The sequence below is a fragment of the Pseudomonas zeae genome (assembly GCF_014268485.2).
Taxonomy (GTDB): Bacteria; Pseudomonadota; Gammaproteobacteria; order Pseudomonadales; family Pseudomonadaceae; genus Aquipseudomonas; species Aquipseudomonas neuropathica.
The window spans coordinates 5,460,587-5,482,437 of sequence record NZ_CP077090.1; the positions used below are offsets into that span (position 1 = coordinate 5,460,587).

At 59.6% G+C, this 21,851-nt stretch carries 13 protein-coding genes; 6 read left to right on the plus strand and 7 right to left on the minus strand.

Going from position 1 to position 21,851, the window contains the following annotated elements:
- The first annotated feature begins 292 nt into the window (after positions 1–292).
- Both HU754_RS24055 and HU754_RS24060 read left to right on the plus strand, forming a co-directional pair.
- Complete coding sequence (locus HU754_RS24055) at positions 293–3,436, plus strand: transglycosylase domain-containing protein (protein WP_186622939.1); 3,144 nt, start codon at positions 293–295, stop codon at positions 3,434–3,436.
- A 192-nt stretch (positions 3,437–3,628) separates the two neighbouring features.
- Positions 3,629–8,743 carry a dermonecrotic toxin domain-containing protein gene (locus HU754_RS24060; protein WP_186622941.1) on the plus strand — a complete coding sequence of 1,705 codons (5,115 nt, stop codon included), beginning with the start codon at positions 3,629–3,631 and terminating at the stop codon, positions 8,741–8,743.
- A gap of 142 nt (positions 8,744–8,885) precedes the next feature.
- Here HU754_RS24060 and HU754_RS24065 read toward each other — a convergent pair whose 3' ends face one another.
- From HU754_RS24065 to HU754_RS24085, 5 genes are all read right to left on the minus strand, one after another.
- Positions 8,886–9,389: a CS1 type fimbrial major subunit gene (locus HU754_RS24065; protein WP_186622944.1), complete on the minus strand. Its 504-nt coding sequence runs from the start codon at positions 9,387–9,389 to the stop codon at positions 8,886–8,888.
- Between the two features lie 33 nt (positions 9,390–9,422).
- Positions 9,423–10,166, minus strand: a complete 744-nt coding sequence (locus HU754_RS24070) for a pilus assembly protein (protein WP_093430612.1) — start codon at positions 10,164–10,166, stop codon at positions 9,423–9,425.
- Between the two features lie 44 nt (positions 10,167–10,210).
- Positions 10,211–11,425: a hypothetical protein gene (locus HU754_RS24075; protein ID WP_186622946.1), complete on the minus strand. Its 1,215-nt coding sequence runs from the start codon at positions 11,423–11,425 to the stop codon at positions 10,211–10,213.
- A gap of 4 nt (positions 11,426–11,429) precedes the next feature.
- Positions 11,430–13,952, minus strand: a complete 2,523-nt coding sequence (locus tag HU754_RS24080; protein ID WP_186622955.1) for a CS1-pili formation C-terminal domain-containing protein — start codon at positions 13,950–13,952, stop codon at positions 11,430–11,432.
- Between the two features lie 123 nt (positions 13,953–14,075).
- Complete coding sequence (locus HU754_RS24085; RefSeq protein WP_099757076.1) at positions 14,076–14,555, minus strand: CS1 type fimbrial major subunit; 480 nt, start codon at positions 14,553–14,555, stop codon at positions 14,076–14,078.
- A 499-nt stretch (positions 14,556–15,054) separates the two neighbouring features.
- On the opposite strand from HU754_RS24085, the gene HU754_RS24090 reads away from it, so the two are divergent.
- Positions 15,055–15,630 (plus strand): PadR family transcriptional regulator, encoded by a 576-nt coding sequence (locus tag HU754_RS24090; protein WP_093430616.1) that lies wholly within the window; start codon positions 15,055–15,057, stop codon positions 15,628–15,630.
- Complete coding sequence (locus HU754_RS24095) at positions 15,627–16,412, plus strand: siderophore-interacting protein (RefSeq protein WP_186622957.1); 786 nt, start codon at positions 15,627–15,629, stop codon at positions 16,410–16,412. The genes HU754_RS24090 and HU754_RS24095 overlap by 4 nt, the downstream gene beginning before the upstream one ends.
- A 102-nt stretch (positions 16,413–16,514) precedes the next feature.
- On the opposite strand, the gene HU754_RS24100 is transcribed toward HU754_RS24095, so the two are convergent.
- Together HU754_RS24100 and HU754_RS24105 are read right to left on the minus strand one after the other, a co-directional pair.
- Positions 16,515–17,156: a Pr6Pr family membrane protein gene (locus HU754_RS24100; protein WP_186622958.1), complete on the minus strand. Its 642-nt coding sequence runs from the start codon at positions 17,154–17,156 to the stop codon at positions 16,515–16,517.
- Position 17,157: 1 nt separating this feature from the next.
- Positions 17,158–17,388 carry a VF530 family protein gene (locus tag HU754_RS24105; protein ID WP_007916799.1) on the minus strand — a complete coding sequence of 77 codons (231 nt, stop codon included), beginning with the start codon at positions 17,386–17,388 and terminating at the stop codon, positions 17,158–17,160.
- A gap of 300 nt (positions 17,389–17,688) precedes the next feature.
- Between HU754_RS24105 and HU754_RS24110 the strand changes: the two genes are divergently transcribed.
- Both HU754_RS24110 and HU754_RS24115 read left to right on the plus strand, forming a co-directional pair.
- Complete coding sequence (locus HU754_RS24110) at positions 17,689–19,050, plus strand: carbohydrate porin (protein WP_186622960.1); 1,362 nt, start codon at positions 17,689–17,691, stop codon at positions 19,048–19,050.
- Positions 19,051–19,269: 219 nt separating this feature from the next.
- Positions 19,270–21,681 carry a glucose/quinate/shikimate family membrane-bound PQQ-dependent dehydrogenase gene (locus HU754_RS24115; RefSeq protein ID WP_186622962.1) on the plus strand — a complete coding sequence of 804 codons (2,412 nt, stop codon included), beginning with the start codon at positions 19,270–19,272 and terminating at the stop codon, positions 21,679–21,681.
- Positions 21,682–21,851 lie beyond the last annotated feature (170 nt).

Genomic DNA, 21,851 nt, shown 5'->3' on the forward strand with positions numbered 1-21,851 from the left:
AACTTCATCCCAGACAAATAAAATTGAAGTCCGAGTTAACAACAAAACATTCAACAGGCGAAGCCCATGAGTACTACCAGACTTTAGCAACTTACATTCATATAAATAACCTTCACTAAAAAGTTACATGTGTGTTTTCTTGATTCGCGGTTTCTCAAAGCGCCACGTCGCACCGCACTCTCCGTGCCGGGGCTGCCAGCCGGCCTCCGATCGCACATTTTTTTCACCAGCCCCAACCACCGTCTAAGCTTCAGACAAGTCCGATCAATCTGCGTGAATGGATCAATCGACTATGGGCGCTTTGTGGCAAACCGATTCGAGTAAAGCCGTGGTTCCGACTGAACGAGTGGATGAAGCGCCTGTCCCTGAAAAAACCCGCCGCAACCGGCATGGGTGGAAGGCTTTCTGGTTGTTGCTGGTGATTATCGCGATCGTCGTGGGGCTGGCTGCGTCCAAGGAAATGCGCACTTCGCGCTTCCAGGCGCGTGAGCTCAGCCAATACGCCGCGTCACTGACGTACACCCTCGAACCCGGCCCCAGCGAAGCCATTCGTTATCCGGGCAATGGCCCGTTCGATCTGCGCCTGGGTTACAGCTCGCTGGATGAATTCCTGCCGCGCCTGCTCAAACGCAACTACGTCATCACCGAACAGGCGCGGTTTTCCCCGGCACTGCTCAGCTACACCGACAAGGGCCTGTTCGTGCCGTATTCGGAAAAGATTCAGGCCGGACTGTCGATCACCGATTGCCGCGCCGCACCGTTGTACAAGTACAACTACCCACAACAGCTGTATTCAAGTTTCGAATCCATCCCGCCGGTGGTGGTCAGCAGCCTGTTATTCATCGAAAACCGCTTCCTGCTCGACCCGAAACAGCCGCTGGCCAACCCGGCGGTGGACTGGCCGCGCTTCGGCATGGCCGCGTGGTCACAAGTGGCGAAATTGCTGCGCCTGCCGGGCCAGTCGGCGGGTGGCAGTACGTTAGCCACGCAATTGGAAAAGTACCGGCATTCCCCGGATGGCCTGACGGTGTCCGGTGCCGAGAAACTGCGGCAGATGATGTCGGCCAGCGTGCGCGCCTATCAGCCCGGCCCGCAAACCCTCGGGGCACGGCAGAACATCGTGCGTGACTACCTCAACAGCGTGCCGCTGTCGGCGGTGCCGGGGCATGGCGAAGTGCATGGCATGGCCGAAGGCCTGCGCGTCTGGTACGGCAGTGACTTCAACCAGGCCAACGAACAACTGAACAGCCCGGCCACCGATGCGAAGACCATGGCTGCCAAAGGTTTGGCCCTGCGCGAGATGTTGTCGCTGATGATCGCCCAGCGCCGCCCTTCGCATTACCTGACCAAGGGCCGCGAAGAGCTTGCCGACCTCACCGACAGCCATTTGCGCCTGCTCAAACAGAACGGTGTGATCGACAACGCCCTGGCCGATGCCGCGCTGACCAGCAAGGTCACCTACCGCGACTGGCAGACCCAGCCGACCCTTCAGCCGATCGAAACCAACAAGGGCATCAGCGTCGCCCGCAGTCGTCTGGCGAGCATGCTCAACCGGCCGCTGTACGACCTCGACCGCCTCGACCTCTCGGCCACCAGCACCCTGCAGGGCGACCTGCAAACCCAGGCCACCGCTTACCTGAAGAAACTCGCCGACCCGGCCTACGCCGCCGAAATCGGCTTGCTCGGTGAACGTTTGCTGACCCCGACCAGCACCACGCAAGTGCGCTACAGCTTTACCCTCTTCGAACTGACCCCGGACGGTTCCCGCGTGCGGGTGCAGACCGATAGCACCGACCAGCCGTTCGATATCAACGAAGGCAGCAAACTCGAACTCGGCTCCACCGCGAAAATGCGCGTGCTCACCACTTACCTGCAAATCATCGCCGAACTGCACGACAAGTACGGCGCCATGAGCGTGCCGGAACTGAAGAAAGTCGAAGTCCCCGATCAGGACCGCTTGAGCCAGTGGGTCATCGATTACCTGATCCAGAACAAGGATCACGACCTGTCGAAGATGCTCGGCGCAGCCCTCGACCGCAAATACTCGGCCAGCCCCGGCGAGGCGTTTTTCACCGGCGGCGGCCTGCATGTGTTCCACAACTTCCGCAAGGAAGACAACGGCCGCATACCGACCCTGCGCGATGCCCTGCGTGAATCGATCAACCTGCCGTTCATTCGGCTGATGCGCGATGTGGTGCGTTATGTCACTTATTCAGGGCCCAACAGCAGTGCCGAACTGCTCAAGGACGATCGCGATCCGCGCCGGCAGGAATACCTGGCAAGTTTCGCCGACCGCGAAGGCACGGCGTTCCAGCTCAAGTTCTGGAAAAAATACAGGAACAAAGACACACAGGCGCGTCTCGACACCTTCCTCGACAGCATGCGCCCGACACCGATCCGCATGGCCGCCGTGCATCGCTACCTGCTGCCCGATGCCAGCCAGGAAGACTTCAACACGTTCGTCCGCTCGCACCTCAAAGGCACCAAGCTCACCGAAAAACTCACCGATGATCGCCTGATCCGCCTCTACGATTCCTATGGTCCCGGCAGTTACGATTTGCCCGATCAAGGCTTCATCGCCAAGGTGCATCCGCTGGACCTGTGGATGATGGGCTACTTGTTGAACCACCCGGACGCGACCTTCAGCGAGATCGTCAAGGCCAGCCACTTCGAACGTCAGGAAGTCTACAGCTGGCTGTTCAAGAGCAAGCACAAGGGCGCCCGCGACAGCCGTATTCGCACCATGCTCGAGATTGAAGCGTTCCTCGAAATTCACCAGCGCTGGCAGAAAGTCGGCTACCCGTTCGACCATCTGGTGCCGTCGCTGGCCACCGCGATTGGCAGCTCCGGTGACCGCCCTGCCGCACTGGCCGAGTTGATCGGCACCATCCTCAATGACGGCGTGCGCATGCCGACGCTGCGCATCGACAGCCTGCATTTCGCCGCCGGCACGCCTTACGAAACGCAACTGGTCAATGACCCGCACGTGGGTAAACGAGTGATGCCGTCCGAGGTCGCCACAGCCATGCGCGAGGCACTGTCGCAAGTGGTCGACGCCGGCACGGCAAAACGTGTTTCCGGCAGTTTCAAACTGGCTGATGGCAGCCCACTGGCCATGGGTGGCAAAACCGGGACCGGCGACAACCGGATCGAAGCCATCGGTTCGGGCGGACGCATCCTCAGTTCGAAGTCGATCAACCGCACGGCGACGTTCGTTTTCTACATCGGCGATCACCACTTCGGCACCCTCACCGCGTTCGTTCCGGGGCGTTCGGCAGAGAACTTCAAGTTCACCTCGGCCCTGCCAGTGCAGGTGCTCAAGGGCATGGCGCCGATTCTGACGCCGTATCTGCAACCGGGCAGCGACTCACAGTGCAACCCGACGCAGACCGCCAGCGTGGCGATGCTCGAAGCGCCGCGCCCTACAGCGAGGTAACAAATCGTGTCGGCTTTTTCTGCATCAGGGTGACGAATTTTCGCTTCAGCGGGTGGTATTTATATATTTTTCAGATTCGAATTTTCGTCGAATTGGCGCTGCGCAAAGCCGTTTGCCTCCCGATCTTTGAACTTTTGTTTTGCCCTGCCCTGAGTAGGCTGATCACTCCTCAACAATCAAGGATGATTGGCCATGTCTCTCTCTCCCCTGCCTGCGGAAAACGCGGACAAAGGACGGCACTACGAATTCATCAAGTCCGCCGTCAACGACAACTTCAAAAGCGCCACCGTCACCCGGAGCCTCGCCTTGGCAGTTTCGCCACTGAAGAACGAAGCCTGGTACACCAAAGCACCTTCCGCGTATCTGAACAAACTCGCTGCGGCCAACCTCAAGGCCTGGGGATCGCAGAACCAGGTTGATCATCTCTTGGCGAAAATCGATCTCCATGCCTTCGCCGAGCCGCTGCTCAAGGCAAAAATCAAGGAGCGGCACGGCATCGAGCCGGACGTCAAAAGCACCTTTCTGCGCCTGTACCTGCCCAAGGACAAACCGTGGTACGCCATCGACCTTTCCGCAGGCGTCGTGACCCGCACCGTCTCGCTGCTGGATGCCGCCCTGCACAATTTCGCCAGCAGTGAAACGGTCGACCATGGCTCGGACTACATCAGCGAGCCCGATGAGCGCGGTCTGTTCGATGTCGTACCGATCAAAAGCGCCATGCCCATCAGCCAGTTTCAGGCGCTGTGCCGCGATCTGGATATCGGCGCGCGGTATAAAAAACACCTGGAAAGTTACCTGCTGCCCGGCGAACCGCTGGCCGAGAGCGTGCTGCAGTACAAGGTCAACCAGAGTCAGAAGGACGCCCTCGCCGTCGCCGCACATTTGGCCCTGGTCAAGGACGATATCCAGTACGACGCCTACAAAATGCTCTTGAGCCTGACCGAGGAAAAACCGCAACTGCTGCTCAATGGCCGCGCGATGCAGTGCGCTGACCTGTCACTGCTAGGCACCCGGCTGACCGGGATTCTGCTGCTGACGCACGCGGCGTCGGACAGCCGCGGCGTTCGACGCCTGATCGTCTACATTCCCCACGACCCGGATCACCCGGTCAAGGAGTACAACTCTCTGAAAGCCTTCCGGGAGGAGTTGGTGCGCCAGCTTCGTGAAGACCGATTCAGCGAGTGGACCGAACAGACCTACCGTCAGTTCTTCAGCCAGTTTGTCGACCATCAGCAGCGCGGGCATTTCTTTGCCGAGCTTGAGCAACGCCTGTTCATTGTCAGGTATCACCCGCGTCAGGATCCCACCGATCAGCAACCACCGTGGCGCAAGGACCCGCTGGACAATCCCAACCTGCAGTTCGGTCGGGTGAAATTGCAGGGCGATTACTGGCGCCACGCCTATCAGCAAAAGCTCAACAAGATCCTCAACGACGCCCGGGAGATCGCCGTCTCCACCGCCGACACCGACAGCAAGGCGCGCTGGGCGTGGTGGGACAACTTCAAGAAAATCCTTTCGGACATTTTCAACGTGGCGCTGTTGATCGCCACACCATTCGTGCCGGGGCTGGGCGAATTGATGATGGCCTACACGGCCTACCAGCTGACCAGCGATGTGATCGAAGGCATCGTTGATCTGGCCGAAGGGCTTTGGCAGGACGCTGCCGGGCATGTCATCAGTGTGGTCACCGACATCATTCAGTTGGCCGCCTTCGCCGCCGGCGCGCAGATCGGCAAAACCTTTCGCGTCAAACTGTCGTCGCTGGTAGACGGCATGAAACCGGTCAGGCTGCCCAATGGCAAAAACAGCTTATGGCACCCGGACCTGAGTCCCTACGAGCGCAATGAACTGATGCTCTCGCCCGGCGCCAAACCCGATCGCCATGGCCTGCATCAGTACCGCAACGAACACGTCCTGCCGCTGGAAGGTAAGCTGTATGTCGTCGAAAAGGCCACGACTGATGCGACGTCCAACACCCACCGTATCAAGCACCCGAGCCGCGCCAACGCCTACCGACCGAAAATCGAACACAACGGCCACGGCGCCTGGGTGCATGAAGCGGAGACCCCGCACAACTGGCCGAATGACGCGCTGATGCGACGACTGGGCCACAGCGTCGAACGCTTTTCGCCCGCAGAACTTGAGCAGATCCGCATCGGCAGCGGCACCGATCACGACGCCCTGCGTCAGATGCATATCGACAACAGCCCGCCTCCGCCGCTGTTGGCCGACACAGTCAAGCGCTTCAGCGCCTACGACGATGTACTCACGGCGACTGCCGACATCCGCGCGGGCCGCCCTATCGATCCACAGGCCGTCTGGCTGGAACCGGTGTTGACCGGTTTGCCGGGCTGGCCTTACAGCAAAGCGCTGGAGGTGTTTGCCGATGCCAGCCTGAGTGGTTACTCGCGCAAGTACGGCAATCCGCAGGCTGCGCCGGCGGAGACGTTGCGCATCAGCCAGGCCGATCTCAATACTGGCCGGCTGGCGGAGCGGGTGGTGGACTTTCTCGGTGGCGAAGATCTGAATAATCTGACCGGTCACGCCGCCGCCCGCGACGAACGTATCGCCCGCTTGCGCAATCGGCTCGCGGACGCGGTGGACGAGCGTCGCAGCGCCGTCGCGCATCATATTTACCTGGCCGGTGAACGCTCCGCAAACGCCGACATCCGCGTGGTCAAACAGACCTTTCCAAAACTTCCGGTCGTGCTGGCGGAGGAAGTCGTGGCCCAGGCCAGCCGGGCCGAATTGCAAAGAGTCGCGGACGAACAACGCCTGCCTCTGCGCCTCAAAAACCAGGCCCGGGAACTGGATTTCGAAGCCAGCGCCGCCCGCGCCTACGACGGCTTTTTTCACGATGACCTGATCACCGTCGACACCGAACGACTGGCCCTCAACACTCTGAAATTCAACACTGACAGCTTCAGCAACCTGCTCATCGAAGTCCGCGACGGCACTTGGGATGGGCCTTTGCGCTGCAGTGCCGGAGCGCCGGATGCGACCAGCGTCCGACGCCTGATCCGCGATGAACAGGGGCGCTATGCCGTGCTCGACGGCAACAACCGCGAGCTGCATGAGGCCGACGACTTCTATACATCGCTTCTGCGCGCGGTGCCCGAACAGACCCAATCGGTCCTGGGCCATCGACGCGGCCAGAGTCATGCACTGAAACGCTGGATCATGGAAAAAGCCGCGCCGGCGGCCGAGCGCCGGACCGTGCTGGCCGAACCGCCCATTCGCCCGGTGGCAAGCATTGAAACTGCCACCCTGGTGCGCGGCTGGCCACGGCTTTTCCGTCGATCGACACCGGAGGAAAGAGTCAGCGACCTGTACCCCAAAATGAGTGCAAGGGAAGTAACCGCGTTCATCGAGGCATTGGCACGCAAGGGCGACCCCGTCGACGCCATCGTGCGCCTTGAAAACGATCGTAAGGAATTGCACGAAGAACTGGCGAGTTGGGGTAACAGGTATCGCGAATCGGACCCCGAATCAGAATACATGCCCTTGTCATCGGACTACTTGCACGAAGGCGGTCAATTTATTGCAACACGGCTGATTGATTGCTTTGATCGCCAAAGCGAGTTTTCAGGTGAGCGCAGCGTGCATCCTGCGCAAGGCTATACGCTGGACTTGTCTTCCGAGTTTCTGGGTCACGACCTCGAGCGCTGGTGGAATGACCTGCGCAGCCGTCCGAAAATGAAGAAATACTTTGATCGCATCACCGCGTTGAAACTTGACCGGGCGCGCCTTTCCCCGGAGCCCAGCGCTCTGCTGAGTAACTTCCCTGACCTTCGCCAATTGAGCGCCCGCCAGTGCGGGCTGAAAAAAATGCCCTCCATCCTCGGGTTGATGCGCCAACTCAGAGATCTGGATCTGGCCGATAACGCCATTACACTGACCGGCGAATCCAGCCAGGACCTGGCCAGGCTGGATCAACTGCGAACGCTGGACCTGAACGGCAATCCCCTGCTTCAGCCACCGGATGTCGGGCAAATGGATCACTTGACTGAACTGCGCCTGGCCAAAACGAAAATCCAGACCTGGCCGAAAGGTTTGTTTCACGTCAAGGGTGTCGAAAAACAGCGACCACAAAGTTTCTTTCTGGATCTGCGCGAGGCGCCAATCGACACCTTGCCCAAGGTCACTTCCGGATCCGTTCAGGCCAAAATCCTGAGCCGAGCGCGCTTCGATCTGGAACGTTTGTCCATGGAAGATCGCATACGCTATGGCAAGTACCGAGAGTCCGTAGGCCTCTCTTTCGTGCAGGATTCCTTTCCGGCCGCCGAAAACGAGTTGAGCTATTGGCGATTGTTCCCGAAGGATTCCATTGACTTCAGTCCGTCGGGATCACTCAGCAAATATCGTGAGGATTCCTGGCATGACCTGATGGCCGAACCCTATTCGGACGGTTTTTTCAGTGTGATCCGCAAGCAGCGAGAGAGTGCCGAATACAGAACGGATCACGGTCGCAGACGCTTGACCCAAAGGGTCTGGGACATGGTCGATGCGGCCGCACTGGATGCCCGGTTGCGAGAAAAACTGTTCAAGCAGATTGTGTCACCGCAAGATTGCGGGGATCTCGGCGCCCAGTTGTTCAACTCATTGGGAATGAAAGTGCTGGTATCGAAGGCCTATGCCGGGTCGACCTCAGCCAGCGAACTGGACACCAGGCTGGTCCGTTTGGCACAAAGCGCAGCCCGGCTGGACCGGGTTGCCGATGAAGCCGGGGTCGAGTACAAAAATCAGAAGCAACAAAAGCGTATGGACCCCGGTAACCCCGAGCCGGACGAAGTGGAAATCCATCTGGCTTTCGAGATAGGCCTGGCTGAGAAACTGGGGCTGCCCTGGCAGTCCGAAAGCATGCTGTACCCCCGTGTCTCCGGAGTCTCTGCGGAAAACATCGAGACCGCCTACAAGTTAATCATCAAAGACGAACAGGGTGACGGACTGGTCAACGGGATGATCAACCTCACCTCCGAAAACTTCTGGGAGGAATATTTATACCGTACCCACCCGCAAGAGTACGAAGCCAATGACCGTTTGTTCGACGATAAATCAGCGCAGCTCGAAGACCTGCGCAGCGCGCAGGCGGAGTATGCCAGCTCCGTCCCTCAGACACCCCTGAATGAGCTGATACGAAAAATGGAAAGGCTCGTCGATCTGTTGGGTGCTTCCCAGGCAGAAGTGTTCAGCGGCGACGCCATGAGCGAGCAGTTTTACAAATCCTTGATCGAAAAAATCGCTTATGAGCGCAAAGCGCTTTCCAGAAAACTGACCCGTGAAGCCATGGCCAGGGCCGGTCTCTGACTACGACGATTTACAACCCGGCCAGCCCCGACAAAGACTGGCCGCACTGCCCGGCGACTTGACCGCTTACAAATGCCGGGGGCATACCGATATTGCTCGAGCAGTACCGGGCTTGCGTGCTCTGGGTCAGGCCAAACCGCGCTCATTCTGCCCCCGGCGCCCTGGCGGTGAACATCAGCACCACCGTGCCTTGGTAATCCCCGGAGAGATACCCCCCTTCCGGCTCGATCGGATCGATCTTCAACGCCACGCGTTTGCTCCTGGCGGCTTCTTCCTCGGACAGCACCTGGCGCGGAGTGGCGTGCGAACTCAGCTCGACATCATTGAAAGAGACCCGCAGATCGATCACTCCGCCGGGGCGGCCATTATCCAGATAGGGGTCAAAGACCAAACGCGCTTCGATCGCGCTGCTGTCATGGTGCACATCGAAATTGCGCATCAGCCCGCTGAGGGTCGAGCGCTGATAGTCCCACTCAAGCCGCTGTGGCCGGTGAATCCAGTCCGGTTCTGCCGGAATGATGTAGAACGGGCGGCTGGGAATGGTCAGGGACACTTCGAAGGTGTGCTCTTCGCGCGCGGCCCACGCCCCGGCGCCGGTCAGCGCAGTGGCGACCACCAGCGCGGCGGCGGTGCATTGCTTGATCATGTTGGTTACCCGATGGGTCAATGGAAAACAAACCTAGCGACTGGCGGTCTTCATGCTTTTTTTCTCGCTGCCTTCGATCAGAAAGAAGCGGTATTCGCGGCCCTTTTCCTTGTCGAAGGCAAAGGTCTTGCCCGCCAGCACATGGTGTTTGGTGGTCGCGCCGCAGTCGCTTTCCTTGCTCAGTGAACAGCTCTTGAACTCATCGACAATCAGCACGGTGTTGCCATCGTTACGCAGTTCATAGCGTTTTTCGGTGTCATTGATGACGGTGGCAAAACGCGCGTCCTTCGGCCGCACAAAGAAGATCGTGCCGAACCCGGTCATTACGTTGACCCCGGCTGAAAGCGAGTTTTTGTAGTCTTCGCGCTCCTCGCTGCTGACCACGAACTCGTCTTCCTTTTCCGGCACCACCGGGACGAAGCGCACGCGGAAATAGCGCTCGCGATCGCGCTCGCCCATGTACAGCAAACGCGTACCCTGCATGCCCTGCGCGGGCACGATCAGCCGCGCCGGACTGGCCATCACGCCATTGCGTGAAGCGCCGTCGGCCGCGTTTTGCACGGGCACTTCCTGCGGCACACCATCGGCGCCGTAGATGATCTCCAGCACATTGACTTTGACGAAGGCCGTGGCATCGCCGCTGTTGAATACGCGTTTCAGGTAAGTACTTTTATCAGCGTCGAGATAGTCGTAGACGGTGCCGACGTTGATTTGCGGGCCGGCCTGCGCCGTCAGGCAACACACGCTGAGCACGCCCAGCAGAAAACCACGTTTCATCGCGTTCAACTCCATGAAAATCGAAAAGGGCCGGACTGGAGCGCTCACGCATCCGAGTCCCAGATAATGGTGATGTTGCCGCGCAGCCGGTCGTTCTTGCCGGGGCGCAGGAGGAATTCGATCGCAAACGGGTCCAGCTCGAAATGCAGCGTGCCGCCCTTGCGCTCTACGTACATGTTTGGCTGGAACGGCCCCATCCAACTGTTGAAATGCAGTGGAATTTTGCTGACGGGGCCACCGCCGGGGCCGTCGATTCCCGCAGGCAAGGACATCGAGACCTTGACCTGAACGGAATCGCCCGAAGGGCTGCCGAGGTTGCAGTACGCCGCGCCCTGGGAACTGCATAGCATCATCACCTTGAAGCGCGAAGATGCCGAGATGAAGAACGGTTGGTCGCGGAAGATCCGCGACGGCTTGCGCCCGCTGTCGATCCACGGCGCCCATCCGCCTTCGGGTTCCAGCGACACTTTGTTGCCACCCGGCGGGAGATCGACTTTTAGGGTGTGCTGAACGTCCAGTACGAAGTCGAGGGTCAGGTTGGAGTCATCAGGTTGAAAACTCTGGCCCATATCGAAATCGCCGCCATTGCCCAGGCGGTAGCTCAGTGACCCGGTGTAAAGGCCCGATGACATGCCCAACGGATTTGGCGTGCGCAGTTCATAGGCGAAGTCGAGGGTATCGAAGTACATGGACGGAATGGTCGCCAGGGTCTTTTTGACGCAGAAGTCTTCGACGGGGGTTTTCCAGAAAAACCGGTAGTCGGTCGGGGAGTAAGCGCCGACGCCGCTGTACAGGCACGGCGGGGACGCATACACCCAACTGCTGCCTTCCCAGAGCCGTTGATGGCCGTCCAATGGATCGCTCACTCCGACCAGTTCGTGGGCCGGCTGGCTCAGGACGTATTTGGAACCGACGCCCGTAATACGCACTTCCACGGTTTCCGTTTCCATCGTATCGGTATTGGTTACTGTCAATCGGCGCCAATTGGCGGGCACCTTTATGCCGACGCCCCAATTGGGCGGAAGGGTCAGGGTGGAGTTGAACCGGACCGGCGTCTGAATGCTGAACATCGAGTTTTCCGCGCATTGATCCGGGTAAGTGGCGCAGTAACCGCTGTTGGGGGTTTTGTTGACGAATACGTTCTTGCCCGGCTGCGAAGAGTCGGGCTGAAACAACGCGCGGATCTCGTGGCTGGCCGCCTGCGCCGAGGACACACCCAGCGCCAATGCCAGCGCACAACCACCTGTCATCATTTTCATAAGATCAACCTGCCTTCTGTTCGGTGGAGGTGGCGTCAGCGAGGGTGTCCGGCGTGCAGCGCAGATCGCCGATCATCAGCACATTGTTTTCGCTGCGATGGTCGGACTCGTTGAGGCGGAACTGGCAGAGCAACTGGTTGCCCTGACGCACTTCCAGGGTCGGTGAGCCGGCGTTCATTTCCATCGAGAAGAACCCGTCGACTTCGCTCACCCCACGGCTGGCGTGGTTGATCACGTGGTGGCCCTTGAGCGGCCGTCCCTGGCCATCCACCAGTCGGCCGAGCACGGTCATGGTTTTCATCACGCGGACCTTGCGGTACTCCACGCCGCCCTTGTTCAGGTGATAGCGGGTGCGCGGCGGTTCGATGGACGCGGCCGGCACGTGGTTGCCCTCAAAGTCGAAACTCACCGAGCTGTTCTGGTACGCGGTGATCGGGATGAAATTGCGCCCCGGCTTCAACGCCGCACCGCCACCGCTGAAATCGTCGGCCCGCAGGACGATGTCCTCGATGTCCGACTCGACATCGACAATCAGCCCGGCGCCACGCACTTCGGTCTGACTGGTCATGAGCATCTGCTGCGCACCGACCACCAGCGTGCTGTCGAGGTTGAGGCCGCCGGTGAAATTGCCGTTGTAGGAGGAGCGCTGAATAAAGCCGTCACCATTGACCGCGTCGGTGCGGAAGTTGGCCAGGCTGGCGACGCCCACCCCGTAGGTGTCGGTGAGTGCCGTGACCGACACGTTCTGCAAGACGTGATCCCGGAAATCCTTGCGCCAGCCGAGCGAGGCGTTGTTGTCACGCGCACCGTCACGGGCCGTGCGTGAGCCGATACTGCCGCTGATCTGCTGACCGGGGGCGCCGAGCGCCATGTTGATGCTCAGGTCGACCCCGCGATTGCGCGCATCGCCGCTGCTGAAACTGCCCGGCCGATCAAAAATCGACAGGCGCCAACTGGCATCGCTGCCCAGCACCATCGTGCGCTGGGTCCAGCCCAGATCGACGCCCATGCCTTCGACATTGCCCTCGCTGTGCGAGACCCGCGCGTTGACCGAGCTCTTGCTGCTGAGGCGATGGTTGAGCGCCAGCGAGGAATTGCTGGTCTGGCCGATGAACACATTGCGCGGGCGCACCCGGGTGCCGTCCGGCAACGTGTCGTAGGTATTGGTGGTGTCGAGCCAGCTGCGGTTATGGCTGACGACAAGACTGCCGGCGCCATAGTTGTAGAGGCTTTGCAGATCGAGACCGGTGCCGTAATCCTCGGTCTTGTAGACGTTGGCGTAGAGGCTGATGTGATTGGCCAGGGTCCAGTCGATGGACGTGCCGTATTGCAGTTTTTCGCGAATCTGCCGCGCCGACAGCCCGAGGATGACGCGCGGATGCAACAGGTAATTCAGCGAGGCACCTGCGGTCGGGCTGCCGCTGGCCTGGGTGTCCCAGTTGCTCAGCAGTTTCTGTTCTTCGCCGGCAAAGACGTTGTAGCGCCAGCGCTCGTCGAGGTTGCGCCAGTTGTTGGGCTTGTACACCAACTCCTGAGTAGTGGAGGTGATCTGGCCGTCCTCGATCAGCCGGACTTCCACTTCATAAATGCCACCGGGCAGCGGCCGGGTGTCGAGGGTCTGCAAACCGGCCGGCACCGATTGGGTATTGATCAGCAGGCCATCGCGCCAAATCTCCACCGAACCCTGGCGGTTGGCGGTGACATAGATCGGATAAACGCTGGGCATCGGGCTGTTGATGGCCAGGCTGTCGGAGCTGCCGTACATCACGCCGACGGCGGTGTCGGGACTGCTGCCGAACGTGCGCGGCTGGCGCGTCAGCCCTTCGGAATTGGGGGTGAAATAGCCCAGGCGGAAAAAACTGCCTTGCAGTTCGCGCTGAGTGTGCAGCTCTTGAACGGAGTGAAAAAGCTTGTCGTCCGGACCGCCGAGACGGGCTACTTGCAGATTCAGTGTCTGACTCCAGTTGCCCAGACTTGAGCTGGCTTCGAGGCCGAAACGCCCGCCGAGATCCTGATCCTGGCCGCCATTGAGGTTGAGCTGGTTACGCACCATCAAGCCATGACTGCCACCATCAGGCTGTTCGAAGTAACGCTTGGCTTCAACGTCGCGTTCGGCATTTTCGGTGAGAATCGAGACCAGCGAGTTTTCCAGGTTGTAATGCACCGCCAGAAACTGGTCCGGGCAGGAACCGCTGCACGCACCCAAGGGCACGCCGGGTTTCAGATAGCTCGCCCATTTTTCCCGCTCGGCGGGGCCAAAACGATTTTCGCTGGTGTCAGTGAATTCGAGCAGGGTGAGGCGATCGTCGCGGGACAACACCACCATGGCCTCACCCAGTGGTTGCTGATCGACTTCGACCCGTACCGCCAGCGGCACATCAAAGAAATGCTCCTCGAAATCCGCCGGCAAACCCTTGGCCTGCGCCAGCAGACTGCGTGGTGTGGTGCCGGTGGAGTTGGAAGCCACAGCTGCGCTGGCACAAAACAACAGCGCAAGCGCAGCCGCGATGGGTGTCATCGGGAACATGAACGCGTACTCGGATAACAAACAATGGAAGTCCGTCGAGGCAAACAAATCGTCAGCCCCGACGGTCAAGCGTCAACATTGAAGTTGGGCTTAGTGCCTGATCGATCGATCAAGTGACTGCTGTTATGGCGTCACGGCGTCGAAGATCATCGCCACGGCCCCGGTGTAATCACCTGGCTGGAAGTTGTTGCCCACCGCGCTAATGTTCAGCGGCGCACGGTAGTTGACGTCGGACTCGGCTTCACCCACGACCAGTTGCGGAGTCAGGGTCAGTTCCTTGTTGTTGAACAGCACGCGCAGTTCGATAGAAGTACTGCCCGAGATCAGTTTTGGCAGGCTCTCGAGGCTGGCGTGTACCGAGCCGTTATTGTTGCGCACGTCGAAGAAGCCATTGACGTCGCGCATCTTGCCGGTGGTTGGCTGATAGCTCATGTCCTGGTCCTTGTTGACCAGATCCGGATCGGTCGGCACCACATAGAAACCGTTGGTCGGCACATGCGCGACAAGGCTGATCGAGTGCGACGCTTCACCAGCGGCGAATGCGCCAGTGGAACCCAGTGCCAGAAGAGCCAGTGGAGCGGCGATTGCGAGTTTCTTGAACATCGTTATGTACCTGTTTTCTTGATAGGGGGATGAACATTGAAAGTTCAGGTAAATCATTGCCCGAGTTGAGCCAGATCAACTTGAACGTTCAACGCCTAGGCATCATCGACTGTTGCCTCTGGAAAGTAAGCAAGCAACTTCCGATAACCTCGTAGTTAAACAACCCCATGACCCGCCAGAAAAAAGAACAAAATAACGATATTCGAAACAGTAACTGTAAGTTATCCCCTACAGACAGTTTAAATTAAAAAACCATACAGCAACTTCGCCCCGACAGTACGGCAACTCAGGGTCATTTAGAACATATACTCTACATCAAATAGAGTGATGACTTTAACTTTCAAGTTATCGCTGACTTACATCCCGCCGAAAAATCATCGCTTGCATTGGCGGGTGGGCTGCCGCTCGTCAGCCGAGGTCGCGACGCGGGGAAAAACGTCTTGCACAGACCTTAAGATATATCTTAAGTTGTATCTAAACACGACGAGAGAAGACCGAAATGAGAGACCATCATTCCCCCCACCGCGAACACGGCGACGGCCGTGACGGCTTCGAGAAGCGCCCCGGACGTGAGCGCGGCGGCCGTGGCCCACGGGTATTCGCCCCCGGTGACCTGAAACTGCTGCTACTGGCGCTGGTGGCCGAACAGCCGTGCCACGGCTACGACCTGATCCGCCAGATCGAAGGCATGTTCGACGGCGCGTACAGCCCCAGCCCCGGGGTGATCTACCCGACCCTGACCTTTCTCGAAGAGAGCGAACTGATCACTGGCGACGCCGAGGGCGGTAAAAAACGCTACAGCGTCACCGAGGCCGGTCGTTTATCTCTCAGTGAGCAAGCGGTCGCGCTGGACGGCGTGCGCATGCGGATCGATGTGAGCAAACGCTCACTACGTGGCCATGATCGGCCGCCGGAAATCCACGAAGCCGTGCACAACCTGCGCCATGCCCTGCAGATGCACCACGGCCGCTGGAGCGCCGCAGAAATCCTGCGCGTGCGTGACCTGCTCAACGACACCGCCAAAGCCATCGTCGACGGCCCTGCCGTTCAACCTGCCCCGGAGAAAGCCGAATGACTGCAGTCGATACCCAAACCATTCACCGTGTGATGCACGAAATCAAACGCCGCAAGCTTGAGGTGTTGCGTGTGGTCGACCTGACCCCGCGCATGCGCCGCATTACCCTTGGCGGGCCGGAGTTGGCCGGTTTCATCAGCCTCGGCACTGACGATCACGTCAAGCTGCTGTTCCCGCAGAACGCCGAACAAGCCGCCGCGCTGGAGACCATGGTGCTCGGCGCCGGCAAGGACGATGGACCAAAACCAGAAATGCGTGATTACACGCCGCGTCGCTACGACCTCGATGCGCTGGAACTGGACATCGATTTTGTCCTGCACGGTGACGGCCCTGCGTCGACCTGGGCCGAGCAAGCGCAACCCGGGCAATACCTGCACATCGGCGGCCCGCGCGGCTCGATGATCGTCCCGGATATTTTCGACAGCTACTTGCTGATCGGCGACGAAACCGCCCTGCCCGCCATCGCCCGCCGCCTCGAAGGCCTGGCGGCCAATCGCAAGGCCTTGGTGGTGATCGAAGTGGAAAACGGCGCCGAACAGCAAGTGCTCGAAAGCCCGGCGCAAGTCAATGTGATCTGGGTGTTGCGCGAGGGTAGCAAGGACAACCTGCTGGCGACGGTGAAGCAACTGCAGGTGCCTAAAGGCAATCTGTATGCGTGGGTGGCGACCGAAACGAAAGTCTCGCGACAGATTCGCCGGGTGCTGATCGATGAGCATGGGCTGGATGAACAACTCATCAAAGCCGTCGGCTACTGGCGCGCTGAAGGATCGGAAGAAGAGTGATATCCCTTGTAGGAGTGAGCCTGCTCGCGATAGCGGAGTGTCAGTCAATAAATCTGTAACTGATCCACCGCCATCGCGAGCAGGCTCACTCCTACAGGTGCTTTAACTTCGTGCGAATCTCCAGCGGTCGAGGCCAATGACCAGCAAGCCAATCCCCACAAACCCCAGCAATATCCCCCCGGCATTGAGCAGCACCTGTGGATAACCCAACAGCGCCACATCAATGAACGGATACGCATACGCGCCGAGCAAATGCCCGCGCAGCAAGGCGTAGATGAAATACACCAGCGGATAGATCAGCCACACCGGCAGATGCCCCAACCGCAGCGTGCCTTTCGGTACGCAGAGCCACCAATAGCCAAGAAACAGCAGCGGCATCACGTCGTGCAGCAACTCGTCAGCAATAAATTGCCAGCCTTCCGGGTGCCACAAATGCCGCAGCAAAAGGCTATAGGCAAGGCCGACCACAGCAATACTCACGGCAATGCCACTGCTGACCCACGGCTGCAGAAACCAGCGGCGCGCGGCGGATTCGCGAGCGGTCACGGCACAGCTCAGCACCGTCGCCACCAGCGTGTTGGTCAGAATCGTGAAGTAGCTGAAAAAGCTCACCAGCCCGCCCAACAGGCTGGCGCCGACGCTTAAACGCGCAAAGAAAATCAGATAAAGCTGAATGCCCAACCCCGCCCAGCCCAATATGGCTGCGCAGGTGATCAGGCGGCGGCGCCAACAACCGGCATGCATTTCAGAGCGGTCGCTTGGTGCGCATCAATTTCACGTACAGACGCTCGACCTTCTCGCGCGCCCATGGCGTTTTACGCAGGAACGTCAAGCTCGACTTGATGCTCGGATCACTCTTGAAGCAGCGAATATCGATGCGCTCGGCCAGTCCCGACCATTCGTAATGGCTCACCAGTGCATTGAGGATCTGTTCAAGGGTGACGCCGTGCAGCGGATCGGGAGTTTGTTCGTTCATGCCAGGCCTTTAGGCGAAGTGAAAATGCGGAAGCCGCGCACCTTAGCCGAGGGGCTGACCGGGTGGAAGGCCTGACTTCAAATGTAGGCCAACCTGGAAAGATCGCAGGCCACGACCCGGCCGACAATGCGCCCGTTTGCCGCACTGTTACCGAATCCGAAACGCTGCATGTTCACAAAAGGCCTTTGTCTTTTTGTAACAGATCTTTATCCTGCCGCCCTTCCGCTGAATCGCTTCACTGCCTGCGACATATTGAAGCGCTCGAATTGCACCCCGAAAACACCAAAAAAAGACTGAGCCATGCCCGATTTTTCCTTCTCCCGAGACAGCGCTATCTCAACCCTGCGCACCCTCGGCGGCTTTACCGCCCTCGGCCTCGCCACTTGCGTTCAAGCGGCGCCCGCGTTCGACAGTGAATCACCGTACATGCTCGGTGACTGGAACGGCACGCGCACCGAACTCTCGGAAAAAGGCTACGACTTCAAGCTCGATTACACCGGCGAAATGGGCAGCAACCTGCACGGTGGCTACGATCACGACCGCACCGCGCGTTACAGCGATCAGTTCGGCCTCGGCACACACCTCGACCTGCAAAAGATCCTCGGCTGGGACGACGCCGAATTTCAACTGACCATCACCAAGCGCAGCGGCAACAACATCAGCAACGACCGCATCAACGATCCGCGCGTTGGCGGTTTCACCTCGGCCCAGGAAGTCTGGGGCCGTGGCCAGACCACGCGCCTGACGCAGATGTGGTATCAGCAGAAATTCTTCGATCAGAAACTCGACATCAAGGTCGGTCGTTTCGGTGAAGGCGAAGACTTCAACAGCTTCCCGTGCGACTTCCAGAACCTCGCGTTCTGCGGCTCGCAGGTCGGCAACTGGGTCGGCGGCATCTGGTACAACTGGCCGGTCAGCCAATGGGCGCTGCGCGTCAAATATCACCTGACCCCGGAACTGTACGCACAGGTCGGCGCCTACGAGCAGAACCCGTCGAACCTCGATCGCGGCAACGGTTTCAAACTGAGCGGCAGCGGCACCCAGGGCGCGATCCTGCCGATCGAACTGGTGTGGACGCCAAAACTCAACGGCCTGCCGGGCGAATACCGCGCCGGTTACTACTACAGCAACGCCAAAGCCAGCGACGTCTATAAAGACAGCCACGGCCAACCGGCCGCCCTCAGCGGCGAAGCCTATCGCAGCGCGTCGAGCAAACACGGCGTATGGCTGGGCATCCAGCAGCAGATCACCAGCATGGCCAGCGATAACAGTCGCGGCTTGAGTGTGTTCGCCAACGGCACCATGCACGACAAGAAAACCAACGCGATCGACAACTACGTGCAGGCCGGCATCACCTACAAAGGCCCGTTCGATGCGCGCGCCAAGGATGACATCGGTTTCGCCCTCGCCCGCGTGCACGTCAACCCGGCGTTTCGCAAAAATGCCGAAGCCAGCAACCGCGCCAACGCCGTGTACGACTACGACGATCCGTCCTTCCTGCCGCCGCAAGACACCGAATACAGCGCCGAGCTGTATTACGGCGTGCACGTGACCAACTGGCTGACCGTACGCCCGAACCTGCAATACATCCGCCACCCCGGTGGCGTGAACAACGTCGACGACGCCTTGATCGGCGGGATCAAGATCCAGTCCTCGTTCTAAAGATTTACGTAAATCCATTGTAGGAGTGAGCCTGCTCGCGATAGCGGTGTTTCAGGCGACATCTCCAGTGACTGAAACACCGCCATCGCGAGCAGGCTCACTCCTACAAAAAAGAAATTCGTTAGCTAGACAAGTTTTTATCTGAACCATGCCTGTGCCAAATCGTCATCTAAAGTGACTACAGCGCGGGACCACATAAACGTCACGGAGAATCACACTATGAGCACCGTAAGTGCTTCGAGTCGGGGCCGTCTGCTACCGAGCCTGCTCGGCATTCTGCTTCTACTGATGGGCCTGGCCATGTTGGCCGGTGGGGTCAAGCTGAGCATGCTCGGCGGCTCGCTGTACTACCTGCTGGCCGGTATCGGTATCGCGCTGTCCGGCATTCTGATGCTGATGCGCCGTCGCGCGGCGCTGGGCCTGTACGCCATCGTCTTGTTTGCCAGCACCGTTTGGGCGCTGTGGGAAGTCGGTCTGGACTGGTGGCAACTGGTGCCACGTCTGGCGCTGTGGTTTGTCCTCGGTTTCGTCATGCTGCTGCCGTGGTTCCGTCGTCCGCTGCTGCTTAACGGCCCGGCGCCAATGGGCACTGGCGGTCTGACCGTCGCTGTGGTGCTGGCCGGCGTCACCGCTCTGGCCAGCCTGTTCACCCACCCGGGCGAAACCTTCGGCGAACTGGGCCGCGACACCGCGGACACCACCAGCACCGCGCCAGCCATGCCCGATGGCGACTGGCAGGCCTACGGCCGCACCGAATTCGGTGACCGCTACTCGCCGCTGAAGCAGATCACCCCGGCCAACGTCGGCAAGCTGCAAGAAGCCTGGCGCATCCAGACCGGCGACCTGCCAACGGCAGATGATCCGGTCGAACTGACCAATGAAAACACCCCGCTGAAAGCCAACGGCATGATCTACGCCTGCACCGCGCACAGCAAAGTGTTGGCCCTGGACCCGGACACCGGCAAAGAACTGTGGCGCTTCGACCCACAGATCAAGAGCCCGGTCGGCTTCAAAGGCTTCGCGCACATGACTTGCCGTGGCGTGTCGTACTACGACGAAGCCGCTTACGCGAAAACTGAAAACGCCGCCTCGGCGGTGATTTCCGAAGCTGGCAAAGCCGTTGCTCAGGCCTGCCCGCGTCGTCTGTACCTGCCCACCGCTGATGCCCGCCTGATCGCCCTGAACGCCGACACCGGCAAGATCTGCGAAGGCTTCGGCAACAAAGGCGTGGTTGACCTGACCCAAGGCATCGGCCCGTTCACCGCTGGTGGCTACTACTCCACCTCGCCAGCGGCGATTACCCGTGATCTGGTGATCATGGGCGGTCACGTGACCGACAACGAATCGACCAACGAGCCATCGGGCGTGATCCGCGCTTTCGATGTGCGCGACGGTCACCTCGTATGGAACTGGGACAGCGACAAGCCTGACGCCACCGAGCCTTTGGCACCGGGCGAAACCTACAGCCGCAACTCGGCGAACATGTGGTCGCTGGCCAGTGTCGACGAAAAACTCGGCATGGTTTACCTGCCACTGGGCAACCAGACCCCAGACCAGTGGGGCGCTGATCGCACCCCGGGCGCCGAGAAATTCAGCGCCGGTGTAGTTGCTCTGGACCTAGCCACCGGTAAAGTGCGCTGGAACTACCAGTTCACTCACCACGACCTGTGGGACATGGACGTTGGCAGCCAGCCAACCCTGCTCGACATGAAAACCGCCGACGGCGTGAAACCGGCGCTGATCGCTCCGACCAAACAGGGCAGCCTGTACGTCCTCGACCGTCGTGACGGCACGCCGATCATTCCGATCAAGGAAATCCCGGTCCCGCAAGGCGCCGTCAAAGGCGACCACACCGCACCGACCCAGGCCCGTTCGGACCTCAACCTGCTGGCCCCGGAACTGACCGAAAAAGCCATGTGGGGCGCGAGCCCGTTCGACCAGATGCTGTGCCGTATCCAGTTCAAGGAACTGCGTTACGAAGGCCAGTACACCCCGCCGTCGGAACAGGGAAGCCTGATCTACCCGGGTAACGTCGGCGTGTTCAACTGGGGCGGTGTTTCGGTCGACCCGGTTCGCCAGATGCTGTTCACCAGCCCGAACTACATGGCCTTCGTTTCGAAAATGGTGCCACGCGAGCAAGTCGCCGCCGGCAGCAAACGCGAAAGCGAAACCGCTGGCGTGCAACCGAACACCGGCGCGCCATACGCGGTGATCATGCACCCGTTCATGTCGCCATTCGGCGTACCGTGCCAGGCCCCGGCCTGGGGCTACGTTGCCGGTATCGACCTGACCACCGGCAAAGTCGTGTGGAAACGTAAAAACGGCACCAGCCGCGACAGCTCGCCCATCCCGATCGGTTTCACCCTGGGTGTGCCGAGCATGGGCGGTTCGATGGTCACGGCTGGCGGCGTCGGCTTCCTCAGCGGCACCCTCGACCAGTACCTGCGCGCGTACGACGTGAACAGCGGTAAAGAGCTGTGGAAATCGCGTCTGCCGGCGGGTGGTCAAGCGACCCCGATGACCTACACCGGCAAGGACGGCAAGCAATACGTGCTGCTGGTTGTCGGCGGTCACGGCTCGCTGGGCACCAAGATGGGCGATTACATCATTGCCTACAAACTGCCGGAATAAGTTTTAGCGGCGGGTAAAAAAGGCGCCACCCTGTGAGGGGTGGCGCCTTTTTACATAGAGGAATGCCCAAAATGCTCCATTCACACCAAGGCGTGGCATCAATGACTATATGTAGACTTACATCATCCTCCAAAACCAAATCGCATTAGCCCGATAAATATTCAGTAAAA